Consider the following 22,925-nt stretch of genomic DNA (forward strand, 5'->3'; position numbering starts at 1 on the left):
TCGATGCGCTAGGTTGCCCCGCCGCGGCATCCGCCTGGCGGGGTGGGCCGGGTCAGGCCGCCCGGGTCAGTGTGCGCAGCAGCCGCGAGGCGCGGCCCGGCGGCCTCGGTCCGGCCCGGTCCTTCCACCAGCGGGCCAGGGCTCGGCGCGCCTCGGCGTCGGCGGGCCGCCCCGAGTCGAGCAGGAACCGGGCGAAGTCGAGCGCGTCCTGGCGGTAACCCCCGTACATGGGACGGCACTTGGCGTATTCCAGGAACGCCTCCCGGTAGTCCGGCCCGAGCAGCGTCGCCGGCTCGGGCGCCACCTTGGCCACCACATCGGCCCGCTTGGCCGCGAGCGAGCGGGCCTGTATGCGCAGCCGCCGCCCGTCGAACCCGGTGGGCGCGGGCGTGCCCGCGGTGAGCGAGGAGAGCAGGGCGGCCTGGGCGAGGGCGAGCCGGTCCCGGTACCCGGGGCCGGCCTCCTGGGCGGCGGCCGCAGGTGCGGATCGCGTCACCGGGGCGGGCGGCTCCGCCGATGCCAACGTGGCCCGAATGGCGCCGAGTTCGGCCGCGAGTTCCGCCGCGGGCGGGAACGCGTCGTCGCGCTCAAGCAGCACCCCCGGCGGTGAGACGCGGGCGGCGAGGTCCGCCAGGACATCGAGTACCGCCTGCGGTACGGGGTGCGCGTGCGTGTCGTGCCAGACGCCGTCGCGTTCGATACCGCCCGCCACGTGCACGTACGCGATCGCTTCCAAGGGCAGGTCGGCAAGCACCTTCGCGGGGTTCTCGCCGCGGTTCACCCGGTTCGTGTGCAGATTGGCCACGTCGATGAGCAGCCCGACGCCGGTGCGCTCGACCAGCTCCGACAGGAACTGACCCTCCGTCAACTCCTCGTCCGGCCAGTCGATCAGGGCCGCGATGTTCTCCAGCGCGAGCGGCACCGGCAGGGCGTCCTGCGCGATGCGCACGTTCTCGCACAGCACCCGCAGGGCATCGCGGGTGCGCGGCACCGGCAGCAGATGACCCGCCTCCAGGCGCGGCGACGCGGTCAGCTCGCCGCCCGCGCGCACGAACGCGATGTGCTCCGTGACCAGGGGCGAGCCGAGCGCCTCGGCCCGGGCCGCGAGGTCGGCCAGGCGCCGCGGGTCCGGCCGGTCGGCCCCGCCGAGGCCCAGCGAGACCCCGTGCGGCACCACGGTGACCCCGCGCTCGCGCAGCCGGAGCAGGGAGTCGGGGAGGTGCCCGGGGCAGAGGTTCTCCGCGACCGCCTCGACCCAGTCGATGCCGTCGAGCCCCTCGACCGCCCCGGCGATCTCCGGCCGCCAGCCGATGCCGATGCCCAAATGCTTCATGGACAGGTCATGGCCCCCGGCTCCGGCGACGAACCCTGACCGGGTCACCTTCAGAGCTTGATTTGAGGTTTCCGCGGGGCACGCCCGGTGCGGGGCGGCGACGCCGGCTGGGGGCGGCGGCGCCGGCTTGAGGCGGCCGCGTCAGCCGGGGGTGGCCGCATCAGCTGGGGGTGGCCAGGGCGTCGAAGTCCACCAGGCCGGTGGCCTCCAGCATCGTCATGTGGTCGAGCACGGTGTTGTTGGCATCGGTCGCCAGGTCCCGCACCAGCGAGTTCCGCGTGCTCGCGCGGACCTGGGCGACCAGGGCGAAGACCTTGCCGTGGGCGGCGCGGAGCAGATTCGCGAAGTCCCGTTCGTAGGCGGTGCCGGTGTCCGCGGTCAGCTGGCGCAGCCAGCCCTGCTGCTGGGCGTTGGGCTGGTTCGGCAGCTCGATGCCGAGCTTCGCTGCGACATCCCGGTCGTGTTTGTCCAGCGCGGCGTGGCCCATGACGAGATGGTCCCCGGCCGCCTTGATCGCGGCGCTGGGCGCCCGCTCCTGCGCCTGCTGCCCGGCCGGCCCCTCCCACAGCCCGGCGAGCCGCACCTTGGTGACGAACTCCCGGTCCGTGGCGGACAGCGGTCCCCAAGGGGTGGGCGTGGAAGAGGAGTTGAGGTTCGCCCGGGGGGTGCTGGAGCGGTCGGCGTACGACCACACGGGAAAGGCGAGCGCCCCGATGGTGGCCACGAGTACCGCGATGAGCAGCCCCGTCCCGTTCACGTGGCGCAGGGCGAAACGGCTGGAGCGGACTGTTCCACGCGACAAGATGCCTCCCGGGACGGCCAGTTGAGAGCGCGAGCACTGCTCGGCGTACCGGGGGGTACGGATGGGGCGGGTGGTGTGTTCAGCGCGGAGAAGCCCTGACCGGATGCGCCGTCCTCAGCCAGCCGCGAGACGTGCCCGCAGGGCCGGGTGGTCGGCGACCACCGTGCAGGAGCCCGGGGCGATCTCGGTGAAGCCGGCGTCGCGGACCACCGGCAGCCCGCTGCGTGTCAGCCCGTGCCAGGCGGCCGGGTCCGCGCTGCGTACCGCCAGGGCGAAGTCGGCCTCGCGCCAGGCCTTGCGCTCGGTGTCCGTCAGCTCCCACCAGGCGAGCTGGGCCCCGTGCCCGGCCTGGGCCATGGCCTTGCCCGCGGACATGTCGAGGTCGGGGTTGAGCCAGAGGACGGGGGCGAGCGGATCGGGGGCATCCGGATCGGCCGGGTCGTCCAGGTCCGTACCCGAGACCTGGAGCTTGGCCAGTTCCTTGGGCCAGCCGTCCAGCGGCACCGGCGGGAAGACGCGTACCTCCGCCGACTTGCCGCTCACCGTGATGCCGGGCAGCGCCGAGGCCTTGCGCCACTCGGCGCCGCGTGCCCGCCGCACCACCTTGCGGATCCGGGCGTCCTGCCAGTCCCGCATCACCCGGGCCCACTCGCCCTCGTCGTCCCCCTCGCCGAGCGACCGCTCGTCGGAGAGCATCACGAGCACCGCGCGGGCGGCCGTCTCCAGGGCGTCGGTGCGCGCCGGGGGATCTGCCTTCTCGATGTGGACGACGAGCGGCAGCACGTACTGCCGCGCCTCGTCGCGCGGGGAGGCGTCGTGAAAGGGGCTGTCGGAAGCGGGGGTCTGGGTGTCCTCGGTGCTCACCCCACCAGTCTGCCAGCCGCCGAATCGGTGATTCTTGGCGGAATGAATAGTTCCGGGACAGGATGCGCGCATGAAGAGCGACCTTTTTGCCATCGAGAACATGGCCCAGCCCGCCGCGGCCGCCGGAATGACGCTGGAGAACGCCAAGTCCATCAAGTACGCGGTCAACGGCGAGATGCTCGCGCGCCAGGGTGCGATGATCGCCTACCGCGGCAGCCTCCAGTTCGAGCGGCGCGGCCAGGGCATAGGCGGCATGCTCAAGCGCGCGGTGACCGGCGAGGGCCTGCCGCTGATGGCGGTCACCGGCCAGGGCGAGGCCTGGTTCGCGCACGAGGCGCAGAACTGCTTCATCGTCGACATCGAGCAGGGTGACGCGCTCACCATCAACGGCCGCAACGTGCTGTGCTTCGACGCCTCGCTCAGCTACGAGATCAAGACGGTCAAGGGCTCCGGCATCGCCGGCGGCGGCCTCTTCAACAGCGTCTTCACCGGTTACGGCCGGCTCGGCCTGGTCTGCGAGGGCAACCCGCTGGTCATCCCGGTCTCCCCGCAGCTGCCGGTGTACGTCGACACCGACGCGGTGGTCGGCTGGACCGCCAACCTCCAGACCTCCCTGCACCGCTCGCAGTCCATCGGCTCGATGCTGCGCGGCGGCTCCGGCGAGGCCGTCCAGCTGATGCTCCAGGGCGAGGGCTACGTCATAGTGCGTCCGAGCGAGGCGACGCCCCAGAAGGCCCAGCAGCACTGAGCACCGTCCGGGCCCTGCGCGGGGTGGGCCGCCGGTACACCGTCGGCGGTCCCTGGGTGCTGCGTGCCGTCGACCTGGACCTGCCCGCGGCCGCCCTGATACGGATCGAGGGCACCAACGGCACCGGAAAGTCAACCCTGTTGAGGCTGATCGCCGGAATCGACGCCCCGACGGAGGGCGGCATCACCGGCCGCCCCCGCACCGCCTACGTCCCCGAACGCTTCCCCGCCGCGCTGCCCTTCACGGCGGCCGGATACCTCGCACACCTCGGCCGCGTGCACGGCCTGCCGGGCCGCACGGCGCGGCAGCGCGCGGGTCGGTGGCTGGCGCGGTTCGGCGCGGCGGCGCACGCCGACACCCCGCTCGCCGAACTCTCCAAGGGCACCAGCCAGAAGGTCGCCGTGGCCCAGGCGCTGCTCGCCGAACCCGAACTGCTCGTCCTGGACGAGGCGTGGACCGGCCTGGACACCGCGGCCCGGGCCGAGCTGGACCGCGCGGTGCGCGAGCGCGTGACGGCGGGCGGCACGGTCGTCTTCGTCGACCACGACCCCGCCCGGCTGGCCGGGCAGGAGGACGCCCGGTACGCGGTCGCGGGCACCGGGCTGCACGGCGTGGCCGGACCGCCGCGCGCCGCGCCCGTCCTCGTCGACATCATCGGAACCGGACCGCTTCCGCCCCAACTTCCGGGCGCCCCGAAGGAGTTGACGTCCACCGACGGCCTGCGCACCCTGTGCGTACCGGCCGACCGGTCGGACGATCTGCTGCGCGCCCTGCTCGCGGCCGAGCCGCCCTGGCACATCCGAGGAGTGCGTGGCACATGAGCCCGCTCGTCCCCCTCGTGCGCTACCAGAGCGCCCTCCTCCTGCGCTCCCAGCGCTGGCTCGCCCCCGTCCTGCTGTACGCCGCGCTGCTGGGCATCGGCGTACAGCAGGGGCAGCCGGTCCTGGACTCGATGGGGTACGCGGCCGCCGGCCTGCTGCCGGTGGCGGCCTGGCTCGTGCGGATCTGCGTCACCCAGGAACCGGAGGCCGCCCGCGCCTGCGCGGCCGCCACGGCGGGGCCGGCCCGGGTGCACCTCGCGTCGCTCCTGTCGGCCATGGGCTGCGCGGCACTGCTCGGCGTCGTGGGAACGGCGTACGTCGCCGCCGTGAGCGATCCGGCGAGCGGCGACCACCAGGTCGCGGTGCCGCTCGGTGCCGCGTGTGCGGCGGGTCTGATCGCCGCCGGGGTCTGCGCGCTGACGGGGGCGGCGGTCGGCACCCTGGGCAGCCGTCCGGTGCTGCGCGCCCGCGGCTGGTCCCTCGCGCTCACCGCCCTGGCCGCGCTGCTCGCCCTGGTCCTCGCCCCCTCACCGGCCCGGTACGCGGTGTTCGACCTGGTCACCGGCTCACGGACCGGGGCCGTGCACCTGGCCCTGGTACCACTGGGCGCGGCGCTCGCGCTCGCGGGCACGGCCGCCGCCGGAGCCTGCGCGCTCAGCGCGCGACGCCGATGAGCCCGCCCCCGTACGCCGATGAGCCCGCCTCCTGGACGCCGACGTGCCGGGTCCCCTACCCCGATTAGGCTCGGCCGCATGGACGAGACGCAGCCGCGGGACGACACGACATACTGCGAGGCCGCCCCCTCGGTCGGGGCCCTCGCGCCCGGAGCGTACGAGGGGCCCTTCGCCGAGTGCGTGTTGTGCCGGGCTCCGACCGAGTACCCGGAGTCGACCAAGGGCAGCACGCTCTGCCCGGTGTGCGAGTGGCAGGAGGCGCAGCGCACGGCCTGCTCGGGCTGAGCCCGGTCCGCGCCGGGCTCACGTTGCTACGCCGGTCAGTGCTGCGCGGTGCCGCGGATCAGATCGGAGACCTTCACGAAGCGGTAGCCGCGCTTGCGCAGCTCCGGCACGATGCGCTGGAGCGCCGTGTCGGTGACGGGCGCCGCGCTGCGCGTGCAGTGCATCACCACGAGCGACCCGGGCTTCACGCCGGCCAGGACCTGCTCGGCCACCGCGTTCGCGTCCTTCGCGAAGGCGTCCCCACTCACCACGTCCCACTGGACGGCGGTCATCTTCAGCGGGGCGAGCGCACGCAGCGTCGCGTCGTCATAACACCCGCCGGGGAAGCGGAAGTACGGCACGGTGTTGGTCACCCCGGCCGCCTTGAACTGGGCCGTCGCATTCTCCACGTCGGCCCGCATCGCGTCCTTCTCGACGACGGGCAGCCCGTAGCAGTCCGTCTTGAACGCGTAGTGGCTGTAGGAGTGGTTGCCGACCTCGAAGTTGGGGTCGGTGCCGATCGCACGGGCCTCGGCCGGGTACTCCTGCGCCCACCGCCCGGTCATGAACACGGTGGCGGGTACCTTCATGCGCTTCAGGTCGGCGATGAGTTCCGGGTTGTCGAAGCGCTCGCCGCCCGCCGCGCGCGGGCCCTGGTCGGCCGTCATGTCGGCGTCGAAGCTCAGCGCGACGACCTTCTCGCCCTGGGCGCCTTGGGGACTCCGGGGTGCCCGCTCGAAGACCGGGGTCAGTCCGCCCGGTCCGGGCGCCAGGGTCGCGGCGCTCGCCGTCTTGGGGGCCCCGGCCCCGGCGGGCGCCGAGGGCGCGGCCTTGCCGGCGGCCTGCTGCGGAGGCTTGGCGGGGTCGGATCCGCAGGCCGTGAGCGCGGCACCGAGCAGGGCAACCGTGAGCAGTTTTCGTGCAGTAATGGTCACGAACGGAAAGTAGCCGATCGTATCGGCGTATTTGCCTACGGCACTCCCGGCCGCCCCCGAGATTCCGGCCAATGCCGCACAGCCCGGCCTGCGGGCAGTCCCGGCGCAACCGCCCCCGGCAGCCGCGGCCCGGGGGCGGCCGACGCGCCCCGCTCGCCTCCGCGGACTACGCTCGACCCATACGGATCACACGCCCGAACAGGCCCCTTCGCAGGCAAGGCGCGGTTCAAGGCCCCAGGGAGGCGACGTGTCCGGATCCCGTACCGGAGCATGCTCGGCGGCACTGTGCTCGACCGCCCTGACCGCCCTGACCACACTCGCCGTCCTTGCCCTGTGTCCGGCGGGCGCGACGGCCGCCCCCGCGGACGACACCGGCTCCCTCAGCGCGGACCAGCTCGCGCGGCGCTCGCACGACGCCCTGCTCAGTGCCCGGTCCCTCCACGTGACGGCCCAGGGCGACCTCGGCTCGGGCGCGGGCACCTCCTTCGATCTGACCCTCGACCGATCGGGCAACTGCCGGGGCTCGGTGAGCCTCGGCCCGCAGGGCTCGGTGGAGATCATCCGGCGCGGCACCGACGTGTGGATCAAACCGAACGCGGCGTTCTGGAAGAACGAGGTGCCCGGCGGCGGCAGCGCGCTCGCCTCGCTCGTCGGCGACCGCTATCTGAAGGGCACCACCAACGACCCGGTGCTGCGGAACACGACCGACGTCTGCGACCTCGACACTTTCCAGAAGTACCTCGACACCTCCGCCAAGCTGCCCGCCACCGACCTCACCAAGGGCAGGCCGACCACCGTCGACGGCGTCGCCGCCATCCCCGTCACGGCCACCCGGCAGGGCCGGACCTACACGCTCGACGTGGCCGCGAGCGGAAAGCCCTACCCGGTACGGTTCACCGTCGCCAGGGGCCCCGCGGCACCCGACGCGACCGTACGCTTCGGCGGCTTCGACCAGCCGGTGCCGACCGCCACCCCGGCCGCCGCCGACGCCGTCGACATCTCGGGCCTGATGAGCAAGCAGTCCTGAGGGAAGATCCCAACTCGCCCTGCATCAGGCCTTGTTGAGCAGTCGGCGGGTCAGGCCTTCTTGAGCAGCCGACGCCGGCACTCCTCGACGTCGAAGTCGCCCGGCGGATACTGCGGATCCAACGCCTCCAGGTGCTCAAGAAGCAGCTTGCTGACCGCCCAGTTGCGGTACCACTTGCGGTCGGCCGGCACCAGGTACCAAGGGGCGGCGGCGGTCGAACACCGCTGCAGGGCGATCTCGTACGCCTCCTGGTAGTCGGGCCACAGCGCGCGCTCGTCGATGTCCCCGGGGTTGAACTTCCAGTGCTTGTCCGGGTTGTCGAGGCGGGCGAGCAGCCGGCGGCGCTGCTCCTTGTACCCGAGGTGCAGGAACACCTTGACGACGGTCACCCCGTCGTCGGCCAGGGACTGCTCGAAGCGGTTGATGTGGCCGTAGCGCAGCGTGATCTGCGGGCGCGGGACCAGCTCCCGTACCCGGGCGATGAGTACGTCCTCGTAGTGCGAGCGGTCGAAGATGCCGATCTCGCCGGGCTGCGGCAGCGCCTTGGAGACGCGCCACAAGAAGGGGTGCGCGAGCTCCTCGCGGGTCGGCGCCTTGAAGGCCTTGATACGACAGCCGGAGGGGTTGAACAGGCCGATGACGTGCTTGACCGTGCCGCCCTTGCCGCTGGTGTCCATGCCTTGGAGCACCAGCAGGATCCGCCGCCGGTCGCCGGCGGTGCTCGCCGCGTACAGCCGCTCCTGGAGATCGGCGAGACGTTCACCCATCCGGGCGGTGGCGGCCAGGCCAGCCGCCTTGTCCTTCGGGCAGCCGGGGGTGGCGTCGGTGGCGCAGGAGGAGAGGGTGACGCGTTCGCCCTCGGGGATGCGCAGCAGCTCGCGCAGGTCCTGCCCGGGCTTGCCGCCGCCCTTGCGGGCCTTGCCCTTACCGGCCACTGCGCACCCCTTCCGGCCGCCTCACGTTCCCTCGATCGTGCGATGGAACGGCGGCCGGCGCTACCGCTGGCGGCAGTCTCAGGCGAGCTCGGCGCTGAGCGTGATCGTGGTCCCCGAAAGGGCCTGGCTCACCGGGCAGTTCTTCTTGGCGTCCTCGGCGGCGGCCTGGAAGGCGTCCGCGTCCAGGCCGGGGACCTCGCCGACCACGGTGAGGTGGATCCCGGTGATGCCCTCGCCGGGCTGGAAGGTGACGTCGGCCTTCGTCTCCAGGCGGGTGGGCGGGGTGCCCGCGCCCGTCAGGCCGTGCGAAAGGGCCATCGAGAAGCAGCTGGAGTGGGCGCCCGCGATGAGCTCCTCCGGGCTGGTCCTGCCGTTGGCCTGCTCGGCGCGGGACGGCCAGGAGACCGCCTGCGAGGCGATGCCCGAGGAGTCGAAGGTGACGGTGCCGGAGCCCGTGAGGAGCTCGCCTTCCCAGACCGTGTGCGCCGTGCGCGTGGTGGCCATGATGTTTCCCTTCTGTGGCCGAGGGGGCGGCGGACGGATCAAGCATGGGCCCCCTCGGCCCCAAACCTACTGCCCCACAAGGCCCTTCGCGTCGCGGGCCAGCGCGGTCAGACGGGAGATCGCCCGGAAATACTTCTTGCGGTAGCCGCCGTTCAGCATCTCGTCACTGAACAGCCGGTCGAAGGGGACCCCGGAGGCGAGTACCGGCACCTCGCGGTCGTACAGGCGGTCGGCGAGCACCACGAGCCGCAGCGCGGTCGACTGGTCGGGCACCGGGCGCACATCGGTCAGGCACACCGCGCGCACGCCGTCCGTCAGCGCGCCGTAGCGGCTGGGATGGACGCGCGCGAGATGGTCGAGCAGCTGCGGGAAGTCGTCGAGGGCGGCGCCCTCGGTGGCGTACGCGGCCTGGGTGACCTGCTCGTCGGAGTACGGCGCCGGGGCCTCGGGCAGACCCCGGTGGCGGTAGTCCTCGCCGTCGATCCTGAGCGGCCGGAAGTGGGCCGACAGGCCCTGGATCTCGCGCAGGAAGTCGGCGGCCGCGAACCGGCCCTCGCCGAGCTTGCCCGGCAGCGTGTTGGAGGTCGCGGCCAGCGCCACGCCCTGCTCGACGAGCCGGCGCAGCAGCGAGGACACGAGGACGGTGTCGCCCGGGTCGTCGAGCTCGAACTCGTCGATGCACAGCAGCCGGTGGCCGCTCAGGGTCGCCACGGTCTGCTGGAAGCCGAGCGCGCCGACCAGGTTGGTCAGCTCGACGAACGTGCCGAAGGCCTTCAGGGCGGGCTCGGCCGGGGTGGCGTGCCACAGGGACGCGAGCAGATGCGTCTTGCCGACGCCGTAGCCGCCGTCGAGATACACCCCGCGCGGCCCGGGCGCGGCGGCCGGCTTCTTCGCGAACCAGCGCCGCTTGGACCCCACGGCGTGCGCACCGCCGAGCCCCGCCGCGAAGGAGGACAGGACGGTGACCGCCTCGCTCTGGCTGGGCTGGTTCGGGTCCGGCACGTACGTCTCGAAGCGCACCGAGTCGAACCGCGGCGGCGGCACCATCTCGGCGACCAGACGGTCGGCGGGGACATGCGGCGCGCGGGCGCAGAGCGACACGGGGGCCGCTTCGGTTATGGGGCTGGTCGACACAGTTCCCCACTGTAAGCGCCGTGCCAGACTGCACCGCATGCGACAACTGTTCCCTGTGACCGACCAGACACCGACGGCCGAAGAGGTCGGGGCCGCCGGACCGGCCCAGGGCGCCGACCCCGCGGAACACGCCGCACGCACCGAATGGCCGCTCGACCGGCTGGCCGACGCCTACGCCTACCCCCGGGGCGGCGGCCCCTGGCTGCGGGCCAACATGGTGTCCTCGCTCGACGGGGCCGGCCACCACGAGGGCCGCTCCCAGCCGCTGTCCTCCGACACCGACATGCGGATCTTCGGCGTCCTGCGCGCCCTCGCGGACGTCGTGGTGGTGGGTGCGGAAACGGTACGCCTGGAGGGGTACCGGCCGGCCAGGGCGCGGGCCGGGTTCGCCGAGCGGCGCAGGGCTGCCGGGCAGGGGCCCGCGCCCGCCATCGCCGTCGTCACGGCGAGCCTGGACCTCGATCTCACCCTGCCGCTGTTCACCTCGCCGCTCGTGCCGACCCTGATCCTGACCGGGGCGGCAGCCGACCCCGACCGGGTGAGGGAGGCCGGGCGGGCCGGCTGCGAGGTGGTGGTCGCGGGCGAGGGGACCGGCGTCGAGCCCCGCCGGATGGTCGCGGCGCTGGCCGAGCGCGGACTGCCGCGGATGCTCACCGAGGGCGGACCGCGCCTGCTCGGCCAGTTCGTGGCCGCCGGGGTGCTCGACGAGCTGTGCCTGACCATCTCGCCGACCCTGACCGCGGGCGACGCCCAGCGGATCGCTTCGGGCCCCGCGGTCACGGTCCCGCAGCGGTTCGCCCCGGCGTCCGTACTGGAGGACGCCGGGTTCCTCTACACGCGTTACCGTCGGATCTGACGATCGGCGGAATTTATCGTTCCGGTTAGCTCGCGCTGGGCACACTTATTCACGCAGACCCCGTGCGGATACGGGGAAGGATGGTTTCCGCAGAGGCCGGACCCGCCACTCACGGTGGCGGCGGCCATGGAGAGAACAGAAGGGCGCCTGTCGTGTTCACGAGCGTATTGATGATCGAGAAGCCCCTGACCTCCGTCGACGTGGAATTCGTCACCACTCTGCACGGGGACGAGCCGATTTCCTTCGTCGTTCTCATGCAGCCCAGGGGGGACCAGGACCGGCTCCTGCGCGCGATCGACGACGTGGCGCTCGGCGAGCTCGACGATGCCGTCCACGAGGGCGCCGAACCGGAGGGCTCCGCCGCACAGGGACCCGCCGAAGTGGCCCTCCAGCACTCCCTTCAGTCCCTGCGGAACGCGGGCAGCACCGCCGTGGGCCAGGTGGTCGACGACCATCCCCTGGACAAGCTGAAGGGCGTGGTCGACGAGGTGGGCGCCGATGAGGTCATCGTCCTGACGGCGCCGCACTACGTGGAGGAGTTCTTCCACCGCGACTGGGCCTCGCGCGCCCGGCACAAGGTGGGCGTCCCCGTCCTCAAGCTGTTCGCCCACAGCGAGTAGCCCCCGCGGCCCCCACCGGGAGCCGTGTCGCGGCCGGAGCCCCCACAGGAATTAGGGTGGGGGCTCCTTCTGTACGTCGCACCCCGGGAGAGAACCGCATGGCATCCGCCATTCCCACCGCCATGGAACGGCCGCACTTCATCGGCATCGGCGGTGCCGGCATGTCGGGCATCGCGAAGATCCTGGCCCAGCGAGGGGCCCAGGTCGCGGGCAGCGACGCGAAGGAGTCCGCCACCGCCGAGGCGCTGCGGGCCCTCGGCGCCACCGTGCACATCGGGCACGCGGCCGGCCATCTCGCCGACGACGCCACCTGCGTGGTCGTCTCCAGCGCGATCCGCGCCGACAACCCCGAACTCGCCCGCGCGGCCGAGCTGTCCGTGCCCGTCGTGCACCGCTCGGACGCGCTCGCCTCGCTCATGGGCGGCCTGCGCGCCATCGCGGTGGCGGGCACCCACGGCAAGACGACCACCACCTCGATGCTGGCCGTCGCCCTGACCGAGCTGGGCCTGGACCCGTCGTACGCGATCGGCGGCGACCTCGAAGGGCCCGGCACCAACGCCCGGCACGGCGAGGGCGACATCTTCGTGGCCGAGGCCGACGAGAGCGACCGCAGCTTCCAGAAGTACGACCCCGAGGTCGCCATCGTCCTCAACGTCGAGCTCGACCACCACGCCAACTACGCCTCGATGGACGAGATCTACGACTCCTTCGAGACCTTCGTCGGCAAGGTCCGCCCCGGCGGCACCCTGGTGATCGCGGCCGACCAGCCCGGCGCGGTCGAGCTCACCCAGCGCGTGCGCGACCTGTCCTCGCTGAACGTGGTCACCTACGGCGAGTCCGAGACGGCCGACGTACGCGTCCACAAGGTCACCCCGCGCGGCCTCACCTCCGAGGTGACGGTTCTCCTCAACGGCAAGTTCCTGACCTTCACGGTCTCGGTCCCCGGCCGCCACTACGCCCACAACGCGGTCGCCGCCCTCGCCGCCGGCGTCGCGCTCGGCATCCCCGCGCACAACCTGGCCTCCGCGCTCGGCAAGTACACCGGCGTCAAGCGCCGCCTCCAGCTCAAGGGCGAGGTCAAGGGCGTCCAGGTCATCGACTCGTACGCGCACCACCCCACCGAGATGACCGCGGACCTGGAGGCGATGCGGGGCGCGGCCTCCGACTCCCGCCTCCTCGTGGTCTTCCAGCCGCACCTCTTCTCCCGCACCCAGGAACTCGGCAAGGAGATGGGCCAGGCCCTCGCCCTCGCCGACCTCTCGGTCGTCCTCGACATCTACCCGGCCCGCGAGGACCCGGTCCCCGGCGTCACCAGCGAGCTGATCATCGACGCGGCCAGGGCTGCGGGCGCCCAGGTCACCGCCGTCCACGACAAGGAGACCGTCCCGGACGTCGTCGCGGGAATGGCAGCCCCCGGCGATCTCGTTCTCACCATGGGCGCGGGCGACGTGACGGACCTCGGCCCGGCCATCCTGGCCCGCCTGTCGAACTGACCCGTCCCGAAGCGACCCGATCCGACCGAGGAGCACCCCATGGCGTACGACGTCGAAAAGCCGGACGAGCAGTGGCGCGCGGAGCTGAGCCCCGCCGAGTACCAGGTCCTGCGCCAGGCCGGCACCGAGCCCGCGTTCGTCGGTGAGTACACCGACACCAAGACCGAGGGCGTGTACGCGTGCCGCGCCTGCGGGGCCGAGCTCTTCACCTCCGGCGAGAAGTTCGAGTCGCACTGCGGCTGGCCGAGCTTCTTCGACCCGAAGGACACCGACGCGGTCGAACTCATCGAGGACCGCACCCACGGCATGCTCCGCACCGAGGTCCGCTGCGCCCGCTGTGGTTCCCACCTCGGGCATGTCTTCGAGGGCGAGGGCTATCCGACGCCCACGGACCAGCGGTACTGCATCAACAGCATTTCGCTGCGGCTCGCCCCGAAGGCGTGAGGCATCGCGTGCCGGTCGCCTGAGGCCCGCGGAGCCACCCGGCCCGGCTCCGCGGGGTGGTCGAATGACCCCGGGGGAGGCCGGGACGGGGGGAGCGGGTTGTGCGCAGGATCGTGTTCGGGCTGCTCGGCACGCTGGACGTGCGGGTCGACGGCCGAAGGATCGCCCTCGGCGGCGCACGGCAGCGGACCGTTCTGACGACGCTGCTGCTCGCGCCGGACCGGGTCGTCTCCGTGGACGGCCTGATCGACGCGGTCTGGCACGGCACGCCGCCGACCACCGCGCGCAACCAGATCGCCATCTGCGTCGGGGCGCTCCGCAAGATCTTCAAGGATGCCGCGGGGGTCGACGACCTGATCGTCACCTCACACCCGGGATACCTCCTCTCCGCCGGTGAACACCGCCTGGATGCGCGGGAGTTCGAGGATCTGGCCGGCCGCGCCCGGGACGCCGCCCGGCGCGGACGGGCCGCCGAGGCCGTTGCCCTGGTGGAGGAGGCGCTCGGCCTGTGGCGCGGCCGCGCCCTGGACGGCATCGAGGGCGAGCCCGCCGAATCGGCCGCGGCCCGCCTGGAGGAACTCCGGCTCGACCTGCGCGAGGAGTGGGCCGGGCTGCAGCTCCAGCTCGGCCGGCACCGGGCGCTGATCGGTGAACTGGCCACCCTGGTAAGGGAGAACCCGCTCCGCGAGCAGGCGCGCGGCTTCCTCATGCTGGCCGAGTACCGCTCCGGGCACCGCGCGAAAGCCCTGGAGATCTTCCGGGAGGGGCGCGACATCCTGGTCGACCAGCTCGGCATCGAGCCCGGCCCCGCGCTCCGGGCCCTGCACGACCTCGTACTCCAGGACTCTCCCGACCTGGCGCAGCCCGCGGTCGACGCCCCGCCCGCCCCGCTCACGACCGTACCGTCCCAACTCCCCGCCAACGCTGCGGCGTTCACCGGCAGGCTGGACGAACTCGCCCGCCTCGACCGGATGCTGGACGACAGCTACGGCTCGCGTCCCCTGGCCGTCGGGGTCGTCGCCGGGGTCGCCGGGGTCGGCAAGACCGCCCTCGCGGTGCACTGGGCCAACCAGGTCGCCGCCCGCTTTCCCGACGGCCGGCTCTTCATGGACCTGCGCGGTTACGACGAGAAGGACGACCCCGTCCCGCCCGGGGCGGCCCTGGACCGGCTGCTGCGTTCCCTGGGCGTGCCCGGCCCGCAGATCCCTGCCGACACCGCCGACCGGGCCGCCCTCTACCGCAGCGTGCTCGACACCCGGCGGATGCTGATCCTGCTCGACAACGCCCGCTCCTTCGAGCAGGTGCGCGCCCTGCTGCCCGGCGCCGGAAGGTGCTGTGTGCTGATCACCAGCAGGGACGCCATCGACGACCTGACCGGTGACTACGACGTCCTGCGCCTCGCCCTGCCCACCCTCGCCGAAGGCGAGGCCACCGCGCTGCTCGCCCAAGTGGCCGGGCCGGACCGCTTCACCGCCGACCCGGCAGCCGCGGCCCGGCTCGGCGAGCTGTGCGACCGGCTGCCGCTCGCCCTGCGCATCGCGGGGGCCCGGCTCGCCGCCCGCCCGCACTGGTCGCTGCGGTCCCTGGTCGACCGCCTGGCCGACGAGCGGCACCGGCTCGACGAACTCAGCCCGGGCCAGGGCGGAGTGCGCGCCGGGCTCTGGCTCAGCTACCGCGACCTGGACCCGGCCGCGGCCCGCATGTACCGAAGGCTCGGCCTGCTCAACGCCCCCGACTTCGCGGCCTGGGCCGGGGCGTCCGTACTGGACACCGACCTGTGGGCGGCCGAGGACCTCATCGAGCAGCTGGTGGACGCCCACCTCCTGGAAGCCGTCCCGGGGCCGCCGGGCAGGCCGGCCCGCTACCGCTTCCAGGATCTGCTGCGCCTGTACGCCTGGGAACTCGCGCTCGCCGAGGACGGCGAGGAGGAGCGCACCGAGGCCCTGGACCGGGTGTTCGGCGACTGGCTCGCGCTCGCCGAGGAGGCCCACCGCAGGGTCGAGGGCCACGGCGGGCTCGGCCGCAGACCCGACCGGCCCGCACTGCCGGAGACACTGGTCGACGAACTCCTCGCCGACCCCCTGGGGTGGTTCGAGGAGGAGCGGTCGGCCCTGGTCGGGGTCGTCGGACAGGCCGCCCGGTCGCCGCAGCCGGCCGTCAGCTGGCTGCTCACCGCTGCGGCGACCGCCCTGTTCGAGACCCGGCACTGCCTGGAGGACTGGCAGTCCTGCGCCGAACAGTCGCTGGCCGCCGCGCGAGGCGTCGACGACCGGACGGGCGAGGCGATGATGCTGCGCTCCCTCGGCTCGCTCGCCATCAACCAAAGGCGCTACGAGGCCGCCGTGGAACGCCTGTTGCCGGCACTGCGGCTGTACGGGCAGACCGGCGACGAGTCGGGCGCCGCACGGGTGCGCCGGCTGCTCGGGATCTGCGCCCACTTCGAGGGCGACCTGGACAGCGCCGCCGGACACTACGAGGCCGCGATGGAGGTGCTGCTGCGGATCGGGGAGGTCCGCAGCGCCCTGCACTCGATGGGCCTGCTCGCTCAGATCGAGAGCCAGCGCGGAAACCTCCCCCGCGCCGTCGAACTGACCGAGCGGGCGGTGGCCAGAAGCCGTGAGGGCGGCTTCTGGCGGGCCGAGGCGCAGAGCCTGTACTGGCTGGCCGGCACACTGCTGCGCGACGGCCGGACGCACGACGCGCGCCGGGCGGGACGGCAGGTGATCGCGCTGACCCGGGCGGGCGGCGACCGGGTCGGAGAGATGTACGCGCTGCGCCTGCTGGGTGAAACCAGGTGGCGCCAGGGCGAGTTGACGCAGGCTCGGGAAACCTTGGAGCAGGCCCTCGGCGTCGCGGCTGAGCTGTCCGACGACCTGCTGCGCGGGCGGATCGAGATCGACCTCGGGTGTACGGACGCGATGGCGGGCCGGGCCGGGGCGGTGGACCGGTTCGAGCGGGCTCGCCAGGCGTTCGCGACGGTCGCCGCCAAGGCCTGGCAGGAGCGTGCCGGCCGGCTGATCGCGCTGGTCGAATCGGCCGCACCGGGCGCCCGGATATCGGCCGGGCAGCTGGCCGGGGTGCTCGACGGCTGAGCAATTCGCCGGTGGATGAAGGGCGTTGGGGAGTGGGTGAGCCTTTCCGACTGGGGGAGCCTTTCCGATATCGGGTCGGGGAAATCGATTCAAAATCGGCGGGACACAGCGGCTGGACAGGGTGGGCGCACAGCCGGCACCACGCCCACCGTTGAACGGGGAACCATGGACTTCCACCTGCTCGGCCCGGTCGAGGCCAGACGCGCGGGCGAGCCGATCGCGCTCTCGGGCACGAAGGCACACACCCTCCTCGCGGCCCTGGTGCTCGCCCGGGGCCGTGTGGTGCCCGACTCCCGGCTGAGCCGCCTGCTCTGGGGGACCGCCCCGCCCGCGACGATGAGCGCGCAGATCTACACGTACGTCTCGCGGCTGCGCAAGCTCCTGGAGCCCGAGGCCACCCTGGAGCGCCGCCCGCCCGGCTATGCGCTCAGGACCGGCGACGGCCTGGTGGACATCGTGGAATACGAGCGCCTCGACCGGCTCGGCCGTCAAGCGCTGCACGAGCACCGGTACGAGGATGCCGGAAACATGCTGCGGGATGCGCTGGCGCTCTGGCAGGGACCCCTGTTGGGGAACGTCACGGAGTTTCTCGCGGAGGAGGAGATCCCGCAGTGGGAGGAGGGCCGCGCCGCCACGCTGGAGAATCGGATGGAAGCAGAGCTGGCGCTCGGTCGGCACGCACGGATCGTCGCCGAACTGACCCGTCTGGTGGCGGACTTCCCCCTGCGCGAGCGGATGCGCGCCCAGCTGATGACCGCCCTGTACCGCTGCGGCCGCCGGGCCGATGCCCTGCACGTCTTCCACGAGGGCCGCACGGCGCTCGCCGAGCAACTGGGAGTCGACCCCGGAGTCGATCTGACGCGCACTCACCAGGCCGCACTGCGCGGCACGTTGGACCTGGACGTGGACCTGGACGTGGACCTGGACGTGAGCCCGGTACTGGTCGTGGGCCCGGGCCTGGACGTGGGCCCGGTACTGGACGTGGGTCCGGGCCTTGACCGCGGCGCGAACCCGGAGCCCGTTGAGCGGGGGACTGCGGACCCGGCCGCCGTCCACACCGCCGAGCCCGAGCCGCTCGCCCCGCGGCCGCACGCCGGCCTGCCCGTGCTCCGCGCCCCCGCCATGCTGCCCCCCGCCACCGCCGGATTCACCGGCCGAGGCAGGGAACTCGCCGCTCTGCGCCGTCTGCTCACGCCCGACGGCCGCGCGACGCCCCGCCGCTGCCTGATCACCGGCATGGCAGGCATCGGCAAGACCGCACTGGCCGTGCACGCCGCGTACCAGAACCGCGCACACTTCCCCGATGGCCAGCTCTACGCGGACCTCACCGAGCCGGACGGCACCGCCAAGGACCCGCGCGATGTGCTGGCCCACCTGCTGCGCGCGCTGGGCGAGCAGCCGTCCGGCCCGGCCCCGTACGACCTCGACGACCTCGTCCGCGCCTATCGCACCAGCACGGCGGGACGCCGGATCCTGGTCCTGCTCGACAACGCCACGGACGGCCGTCGGCTCGCCCCGCTCCTGCCGTCCGGTGCGCAGTCGGCCGTGCTGGTCACCGGGCACACCCCGCTCGCCGTCACCGTGGGAGCCGCCACCCTCGGCGTCGTACCCCTGAGCCCGCAGGAGTCCCTCGATCTGCTCGCCGCCACGGCAGGCAGGGCGCGCACGGAAGCCGAGCCCGGCGCCGCCCGCACGATCGCCGAGCACTGTGGGGGACTGCCGCTCGCGCTGCGCCTGGCGGGAGCCCGGCTCGCCGCCCGGTCCCACTGGTCGCTCGCCCGGCTGGCCGGCCGGCTCGCCGAAACCGACACCAGGCTCGATGAACTCGCCTTTGGGGAGATGGAGTTGAGGGATTCGCTGGCGAAATGGCTGGCGCGCACCGACGAGGGGAACCGATGCCTCCTGGCCCGCCTGTCGGCGCTCGGCGCGCGGTCGTTCTCCGCCGCCTCGGCCGCCGCCGTGCTCGGGCTGCCCGACCGGCTCGCGGAGGACCTGGTGGAGCGGCTCACCGACAGTGCACTCCTGGAGATCGTCCACCCATCGGGCGGGGCCGAGGCGGCGGAGAAAGGCCGAGCCGCCTTCCCCCACCGCTCCCACCCCCGCTACCGCTTCCACCCCCTCGTGCTGCTGTACGTCCAGTCCCTGCCGGTGGAGCGTCCCGTACCGGTCACGCTGGTCCAGGCCGGCTGAGCGCCGTACACCTGCCCTCGATCCCGGCCCGTCCGGATGACCGGGCCGAACTCCGTGTGCGGCCCCGCTCACTGGCGAGCCCCGGCGAAAGCGAGCGCGCGGGTGCGCAGCGCGAGCCGGGCGGGTACGAGACTGGAGACGAGCGCGAGGACGAGCCCGGCCGCCGCGGCCGCCCCGATGGCCGGCCAGGGAAGGCCCAGCGAAAGCGGCGAACCGGCTTCCAGGATCCGGCGGTTGACGAGCACCAGGGTGGCGGCCTGGGTGCCCGTGGTGACGAGGAGCGCGAGCACGGTGGCGGTCGCCGCGGTGAGCACCGCCTCCAGGCCCACCATGGAGAGGACCTGGCGGTCGTTGCCGCCGGTCAGACGCAGGGTGGCGAAGTCGCGGAGCCGGTCGCCGGTGGACATCGTCATCGTGTTGACGATCGCGATCAGCGCGTAGAGCAGCGCGGGCCCCAGGATCGCGAGCATCGCGACCCAGTCGGACCGGGCCCGCGGGTCGTTGTCGCCGCTGCCCCAGGCGACGGCCGGTGTGACCTTGGTGCCCGCGGCCTCGGGCGCCGTGCCCTGCCGGGTGGAGACGTAGGCCGCGGTGGGCTGCGGGTCTCCGCGCAGGTGGCCGGCCACCGCGGCGTACGGAAGGAGGACCTCGGAGAGGCTCAGCGGCGTCCTGACCAGGGCGACCAGCGTCAGGGTCGCCGGTGTGCCGTCGGCGAGCGAGGCGGTGAGGCGGTCGCCCACCCGCCAGCCGTTGGACCGGGCGAGCGCCTCGGAGACGGCCACCGTGGATCCGCTGAGGCGGCCCAGCGAACCGGAATCGGTGGGGAGCCGCCACGTGGTGGCCGCGTCCCCGTCGATCACGGTCGCCGCGATGGTGCCCGAAGTGGCTTCGGTGGAACCGGAGTTGGCGCTGTCGAGGCCGGTGAGCAGCGTGCTGCGGACCGTAGTGGTGCGAGCGCCGGGCAGCGCCCGCAGCTGTCCCGTCGCGCCCGCCGGAAGGGTCGCCCCGCTCGTGGGCTCGACGACGTACTGGGCGCTGAGCACCGCCCGGGACTGGATGCTCCTGGCATCCCCGAAGGTCAGCGTGGAGCCGACCACCGTGCCGGTGAGGCCGACCACCAGGAACATCGGGGTCGCCGTGGAAACGGTGCGGCGCACCGCCTTGAGGGCGTTCTGGCGGGCCAGCAGGCCCACCGCGCCGGACGCGAGCGGCACCGGCAGGGTGAGCAGCCGCACCAGCGGCGGCACGAGCAGCGGAGCGAACAGGGCGACCGCCATGATCGCCATGACGTCGATGAGCAGCGCCCACACCGGCAGATTCCGGGGATCGCGCACCTGCGGATCGTGCTGCATCGCGGTCGGCATGGTCATGAAGAGGAGCAGTACGGCGGTGAAGACCGCGAGGTAGCCGATCGCCCACAGCAGGCGGCCGAGCGTCATCACCCGGCCGTCGACCACCGCGTCGCCGAGCGCCTCCACCGGCCGCACCCGGCCGGCCCGGCGGGCCGCCGCGGCGGCGCCGAGCACCGCGACGGCGATCTCGACGGCGGCGGCGATGACCAGCGGACCGGCACCCGGGGCCACGCTGAAGCGCTCCGGGGCGGCACCCCGCGCCACCAGCCAGCGCGCGAACAGCGGCGCCACGCCGAGGCCGAGCAGAGCGCCGCAGACCGAGGCGGCCAGCGAGACGACGACCGCCTCGCCGAGCACGAGCGACCGGATCTGACGGGACGTCGCACCCACCGCCCGCAGCAGCGCGATCTCGCGCCGCCGACCGGCGACCGCGAACGCGAACGTGGACGCCACGACGAAGACGGACACGAAGCCCGACATGCCCGCCATGAAAACGAGCAGCTTCTTCAGAGAGGGCGCCGACGGATCGTCGTTCTCAAGCCCCGCCGAGGTGCTGACCAGCAGCCCCGCCGCGGCGATCAGCGCCACGCCCAGGGTGAGCGCGACGAACGAGCCGATGAAGCCGGACCACCGTTTGCGCAGGGTGGCGACCGCAACCGGAATCAGCAGGCCGAACTCGCCCATCACCGGCCCCCGTTCAGGCCGGCCGGCTGCGGCTGTGCGCCGGCTTCCAGCCGCGCCATGTGCTCGGCGACTCGCTGAACCGTCGGCCGGTGCATCTCGTCGGCTAGCCGGCCGTCGACAAGGAAGACCACCCGGTCCGCGTAGGAGGCGGCGACCGGATCGTGCGTCACCATGATCGTCGTCTGCCCCTGCTCATCCACCAGAGTGCGCAGCAACTCCAGGACCGTACGGCTGGAGCCGCTGTCCAGGGCGCCGGTCGGCTCATCCGCGAACAGCACCTTCGGCCGGGTGATCAGGGCGCGGGCGATGGCCACCCGCTGCTGCTGGCCGCCCGACATCTGCGAGGGCAGATGCCCACCGCGCTCGCCCAGGCCGACCTGGGTGAGCGCGGCCCGCACCGCGGCTGCCCGGGGGCGCCGCCCCGCGAGCCGCAGCGGCAGCCCCACGTTCTGCTCGGCGGTCAGCGCGCCCAGCAGATTGAACGCCTGGAAGATGAAGCCGATCCGGTCCCGGCGCAGTTCGGTGAGCGCCTTCTCACCGAGCGGGCCCAGCTCGAAGCCGTCCACGACCACCCGGCCGGCGTCGGGCCGGTCGAGACCGGCCGCGCACTGCAACAGGGTGCTCTTGCCCGAGCCCGAAGGGCCCATGACCGCGGTGAAGGTCGTGCGGTCGAACCCGACCGTGACCCCGTCGAGCGCGCGCACCGCCGACGACGCCCCGGACGCGTAACACCTGCTGACCTGTTCGAGCCTGACTGCCTGGTCGTTTCCCATGCCTCAACGCCTGTCGAGTGAGGTCGTGCCGGTCGGATGAACTCGTAGGACGGACGCGGCAGTTCAGCACAAGCCCGACGGGGCCGAGACCTTCCTGAGGTCGTCGCCCGTTCCCTACGGACGGCAAGCCTCGCCCCGGGAACCTGCCGGGATCTACGAAATTCCTGTACGCCGCCCGGACCCCGCCTGTAGCTGCCATATAGGGCCCTGGCCGAGAGGGGCCGAGAGGGGCCGAGAGGACCCGAGGGGAGCTGAGGGAGGCCGGGGCCGGCTGCGGCCATCCGTACTGACCTACACGTGCTGGTGGAGGCGGATCTCGGGACGGCTGCCTTCGGCGTCGGCGGGTACGGAAAGGGCCGCGGCCCAGGCGTCCGGCACGGCCAGATCCGCCACCACCCAGGACGAGGGCGTTCCGGGCACGCCGGTGGCCACGACGGCGGGGCCGGAGAGTTCCGGCCGGGTCTCGACGGTGGTGAGATCGGTGGCGATCCCGACCCCGACCGCTTTGAGTACGGCTTCCTTACGGGTCCAGCAGCGCAGGAAGGCCCGGGTACGGGCAGCACCCTCCTCCGTGCCGAGCACGACATGGCGCTCGGACTCGGTCAGGGTGGAAGAGGCGAGCTCCGCGACCGAGAAGTCTCGTACGGCCTCCACGTCAACGCCCACCGGAACGCGGGCCACGGCGAGCATGCCGCAGCTGGTGGTGTGCGAAATGCTGATCCACAGGGGGGTGGCCGGGGCGATGACCGCGGGCGGACCGTGCAGCGGGTCGCCGCAGCCCGGACAGGGCCGACGCCCCAGGCGTATCTCCTCGGGCGCCACATCGAGCAGCCCGGAGAGAATCCGACGACTCGCCGCGCGCCCCGCGACGAAGCTCACCGCACTGCGCTGGTGCACGAACCGCGCGGCACGTTCGCGCTCCTCCTCACTGAGCAGAGCCAGATCGGTCGGAGCAACGGGGCCGTCTCCCGTACGCCACCACCAGGCGTGCGCGACGGCGGTGCTGGTCTCAAGGATCAAGGTCACGAAGGAACGCTACCGCCTCGAAGGAGGCCGGGGCCGGGGTTCAAGTTGACGCGGGATGATCCGGTCCGTAAGGTTCTTCGGGTTGCCACGGAGCCGTATCGGTTCTGCGACAACCATCCGCCGCAGATTCTGCGGCATCCCAACTCAGCACGATCTCCCGCCCGGGATGAATTTCGGTATGCCGAAATTCTATTCGGTCGGACCGGAAGACTCGATTATGAATCGGCCGGGGAAATCCGCTAGAGTTCGGGACGTCGGAACGGCCCAACAGCCGGGAAGGCAACCCCCACTCGACGGGGAATCGGACACGAAAGAGTCTGATAGAGTCGGGAACACGAAATACCGAAGGGAAGC

General features: G+C 72.8%; 20 protein-coding genes and 1 pseudogene. 11 read left to right on the top strand and 10 right to left on the bottom strand.

Features of this window, described 5'->3' with window-relative positions:
* Positions 1 to 52: 52 nt before the first annotated feature.
* From CG740_RS17400 to CG740_RS17410, 3 genes and pseudogenes are all read right to left on the bottom strand, one after another.
* A complete protein-coding gene (locus CG740_RS17400) occupies positions 53 to 1,333 on the bottom strand; it encodes a DUF692 domain-containing protein (protein ID WP_100576049.1) in 1,281 nt (426 codons plus the stop codon).
* A gap of 50 nt (positions 1,334 to 1,383) precedes the next feature.
* Positions 1,384 to 2,099 (bottom strand): annotated as a pseudogene (locus CG740_RS17405) (DUF4142 domain-containing protein).
* 150 nt (positions 2,100 to 2,249) lie between these two features.
* The gene (locus CG740_RS17410; protein WP_234376304.1) at positions 2,250 to 2,999 is read right to left on the bottom strand and encodes a peptidyl-tRNA hydrolase; all 750 of its coding nucleotides are present in this window, start codon (positions 2,997 to 2,999) and stop codon (positions 2,250 to 2,252) included.
* A gap of 70 nt (positions 3,000 to 3,069) precedes the next feature.
* Between CG740_RS17410 and CG740_RS17415 the strand changes: the two genes are divergently transcribed.
* The 4 genes from CG740_RS17415 (at position 3,070) to CG740_RS17430 (ending at position 5,527) form a co-directional block, all read left to right on the top strand.
* Entirely contained in the window at positions 3,070 to 3,747 is a 678-nt protein-coding gene (locus CG740_RS17415; RefSeq protein ID WP_100576051.1) for an AIM24 family protein, read from the top strand.
* A 23-nt stretch (positions 3,748 to 3,770) separates the two neighbouring features.
* On the top strand, positions 3,771 to 4,568 hold the full coding sequence (locus CG740_RS17420) for an ATP-binding cassette domain-containing protein (protein ID WP_376213567.1): 798 nt from the start codon (positions 3,771 to 3,773) through the stop codon (positions 4,566 to 4,568).
* The gene (locus tag CG740_RS17425) at positions 4,565 to 5,242 is read left to right on the top strand and encodes an ABC transporter (protein ID WP_100576052.1); all 678 of its coding nucleotides are present in this window, start codon (positions 4,565 to 4,567) and stop codon (positions 5,240 to 5,242) included. The genes CG740_RS17420 and CG740_RS17425 overlap by 4 nt, the downstream gene beginning before the upstream one ends.
* 78 nt (positions 5,243 to 5,320) lie before the next feature.
* Positions 5,321 to 5,527: a hypothetical protein gene (locus CG740_RS17430; protein ID WP_100576053.1), complete on the top strand. Its 207-nt coding sequence runs from the start codon at positions 5,321 to 5,323 to the stop codon at positions 5,525 to 5,527.
* Positions 5,528 to 5,562: 35 nt separating this feature from the next.
* On the opposite strand, the gene CG740_RS17435 is transcribed toward CG740_RS17430, so the two are convergent.
* The gene (locus tag CG740_RS17435; RefSeq protein ID WP_234376305.1) at positions 5,563 to 6,441 is read right to left on the bottom strand and encodes a polysaccharide deacetylase family protein; all 879 of its coding nucleotides are present in this window, start codon (positions 6,439 to 6,441) and stop codon (positions 5,563 to 5,565) included.
* Between the two features lie 247 nt (positions 6,442 to 6,688).
* On the opposite strand from CG740_RS17435, the gene CG740_RS17440 reads away from it, so the two are divergent.
* Positions 6,689 to 7,468, top strand: coding sequence for a hypothetical protein (locus CG740_RS17440; RefSeq protein WP_100576054.1), 780 nt, complete (start codon positions 6,689 to 6,691; stop codon positions 7,466 to 7,468).
* A gap of 50 nt (positions 7,469 to 7,518) precedes the next feature.
* Here the strand turns inward: CG740_RS17440 and CG740_RS17445 are convergent, their stop codons facing one another.
* From CG740_RS17445 to zapE, 3 genes are all read right to left on the bottom strand, one after another.
* Positions 7,519 to 8,403 carry a PPK2 family polyphosphate kinase gene (locus tag CG740_RS17445; protein ID WP_100576055.1) on the bottom strand — a complete coding sequence of 295 codons (885 nt, stop codon included), beginning with the start codon at positions 8,401 to 8,403 and terminating at the stop codon, positions 7,519 to 7,521.
* 78 nt (positions 8,404 to 8,481) lie between these two features.
* Positions 8,482 to 8,907, bottom strand: a complete 426-nt coding sequence (locus tag CG740_RS17450) for an OsmC family protein (protein WP_100576056.1) — start codon at positions 8,905 to 8,907, stop codon at positions 8,482 to 8,484.
* 66 nt (positions 8,908 to 8,973) lie between these two features.
* Positions 8,974 to 10,080, bottom strand: coding sequence for a cell division protein ZapE (gene zapE, locus CG740_RS17455; protein ID WP_100576057.1), 1,107 nt, complete (start codon positions 10,078 to 10,080; stop codon positions 8,974 to 8,976).
* Here zapE and CG740_RS17460 point away from each other — a divergent pair.
* From CG740_RS17460 to CG740_RS17485, 6 genes are all read left to right on the top strand, one after another.
* Positions 10,079 to 10,897, top strand: a complete 819-nt coding sequence (locus CG740_RS17460) for a pyrimidine reductase family protein (RefSeq protein ID WP_100576058.1) — start codon at positions 10,079 to 10,081, stop codon at positions 10,895 to 10,897. The two genes, zapE and CG740_RS17460, sit on opposite strands and share 2 nt — an antisense overlap.
* 152 nt (positions 10,898 to 11,049) lie before the next feature.
* Positions 11,050 to 11,517 (top strand): indole-3-glycerol phosphate synthase, encoded by a 468-nt coding sequence (locus CG740_RS17465; protein ID WP_100576059.1) that lies wholly within the window; start codon positions 11,050 to 11,052, stop codon positions 11,515 to 11,517.
* A 98-nt stretch (positions 11,518 to 11,615) separates the two neighbouring features.
* Positions 11,616 to 13,010, top strand: coding sequence for a UDP-N-acetylmuramate--L-alanine ligase (gene murC, locus CG740_RS17470; protein WP_100576060.1), 1,395 nt, complete (start codon positions 11,616 to 11,618; stop codon positions 13,008 to 13,010).
* A 39-nt stretch (positions 13,011 to 13,049) separates the two neighbouring features.
* The gene (gene msrB / locus CG740_RS17475) at positions 13,050 to 13,454 is read left to right on the top strand and encodes a peptide-methionine (R)-S-oxide reductase MsrB (RefSeq protein WP_100576061.1); all 405 of its coding nucleotides are present in this window, start codon (positions 13,050 to 13,052) and stop codon (positions 13,452 to 13,454) included.
* 101 nt (positions 13,455 to 13,555) lie between these two features.
* Positions 13,556 to 16,546 carry an AfsR/SARP family transcriptional regulator gene (locus CG740_RS17480; protein WP_100576062.1) on the top strand — a complete coding sequence of 997 codons (2,991 nt, stop codon included), beginning with the start codon at positions 13,556 to 13,558 and terminating at the stop codon, positions 16,544 to 16,546.
* Between the two features lie 165 nt (positions 16,547 to 16,711).
* Entirely contained in the window at positions 16,712 to 18,736 is a 2,025-nt protein-coding gene (locus CG740_RS17485; RefSeq protein ID WP_100576063.1) for an AfsR/SARP family transcriptional regulator, read from the top strand.
* A gap of 68 nt (positions 18,737 to 18,804) precedes the next feature.
* On the opposite strand, the gene CG740_RS17490 is transcribed toward CG740_RS17485, so the two are convergent.
* From CG740_RS17490 to CG740_RS17500, 3 genes are all read right to left on the bottom strand, one after another.
* A complete protein-coding gene (locus CG740_RS17490) occupies positions 18,805 to 20,772 on the bottom strand; it encodes an FtsX-like permease family protein (RefSeq protein WP_100576064.1) in 1,968 nt (655 codons plus the stop codon).
* Positions 20,772 to 21,545 carry an ABC transporter ATP-binding protein gene (locus CG740_RS17495; RefSeq protein ID WP_100576065.1) on the bottom strand — a complete coding sequence of 258 codons (774 nt, stop codon included), beginning with the start codon at positions 21,543 to 21,545 and terminating at the stop codon, positions 20,772 to 20,774. The genes CG740_RS17490 and CG740_RS17495 overlap by 1 nt, the downstream gene beginning before the upstream one ends.
* A gap of 291 nt (positions 21,546 to 21,836) precedes the next feature.
* The gene (locus CG740_RS17500; RefSeq protein WP_234376306.1) at positions 21,837 to 22,571 is read right to left on the bottom strand and encodes a 4'-phosphopantetheinyl transferase family protein; all 735 of its coding nucleotides are present in this window, start codon (positions 22,569 to 22,571) and stop codon (positions 21,837 to 21,839) included.
* Positions 22,572 to 22,925 lie beyond the last annotated feature (354 nt).

It is taken from the genome of Streptomyces sp. CB01201, from assembly GCF_002803085.1.
Lineage (GTDB): Bacteria > Actinomycetota > Actinomycetes > Streptomycetales > Streptomycetaceae > Streptomyces > Streptomyces hundungensis.

Excerpts from the sequence above, each read along its gene's own strand:
- CG740_RS17400 (WP_100576049.1), bottom strand. The coding sequence starts at position 1,333 with ATGAAGCATTTGGGCATCGGCATCGGCTGGCGGCCGGAGATCGCCGGG.
- CG740_RS17415 (WP_100576051.1), top strand. The coding sequence starts at position 3,070 with ATGAAGAGCGACCTTTTTGCCATCGAGAACATGGCCCAGCCCGCCGCG.
- CG740_RS17425 (WP_100576052.1), top strand. The coding sequence starts at position 4,565 with ATGAGCCCGCTCGTCCCCCTCGTGCGCTACCAGAGCGCCCTCCTCCTG.
- CG740_RS17430 (WP_100576053.1), top strand. The coding sequence starts at position 5,321 with ATGGACGAGACGCAGCCGCGGGACGACACGACATACTGCGAGGCCGCC.
- CG740_RS17450 (WP_100576056.1), bottom strand. The coding sequence starts at position 8,907 with ATGGCCACCACGCGCACGGCGCACACGGTCTGGGAAGGCGAGCTCCTC.
- CG740_RS17460 (WP_100576058.1), top strand. The coding sequence starts at position 10,079 with ATGCGACAACTGTTCCCTGTGACCGACCAGACACCGACGGCCGAAGAG.
- zapE (WP_100576057.1), bottom strand. The coding sequence starts at position 10,080 with ATGCGGTGCAGTCTGGCACGGCGCTTACAGTGGGGAACTGTGTCGACC.
- murC (WP_100576060.1), top strand. The coding sequence starts at position 11,616 with ATGGCATCCGCCATTCCCACCGCCATGGAACGGCCGCACTTCATCGGC.
- msrB (WP_100576061.1), top strand. The coding sequence starts at position 13,050 with ATGGCGTACGACGTCGAAAAGCCGGACGAGCAGTGGCGCGCGGAGCTG.
- CG740_RS17485 (WP_100576063.1), top strand. The coding sequence starts at position 16,712 with ATGGACTTCCACCTGCTCGGCCCGGTCGAGGCCAGACGCGCGGGCGAG.
- CG740_RS17490 (WP_100576064.1), bottom strand. The coding sequence starts at position 20,772 with ATGGGCGAGTTCGGCCTGCTGATTCCGGTTGCGGTCGCCACCCTGCGC.
- CG740_RS17495 (WP_100576065.1), bottom strand. The coding sequence starts at position 21,545 with ATGGGAAACGACCAGGCAGTCAGGCTCGAACAGGTCAGCAGGTGTTAC.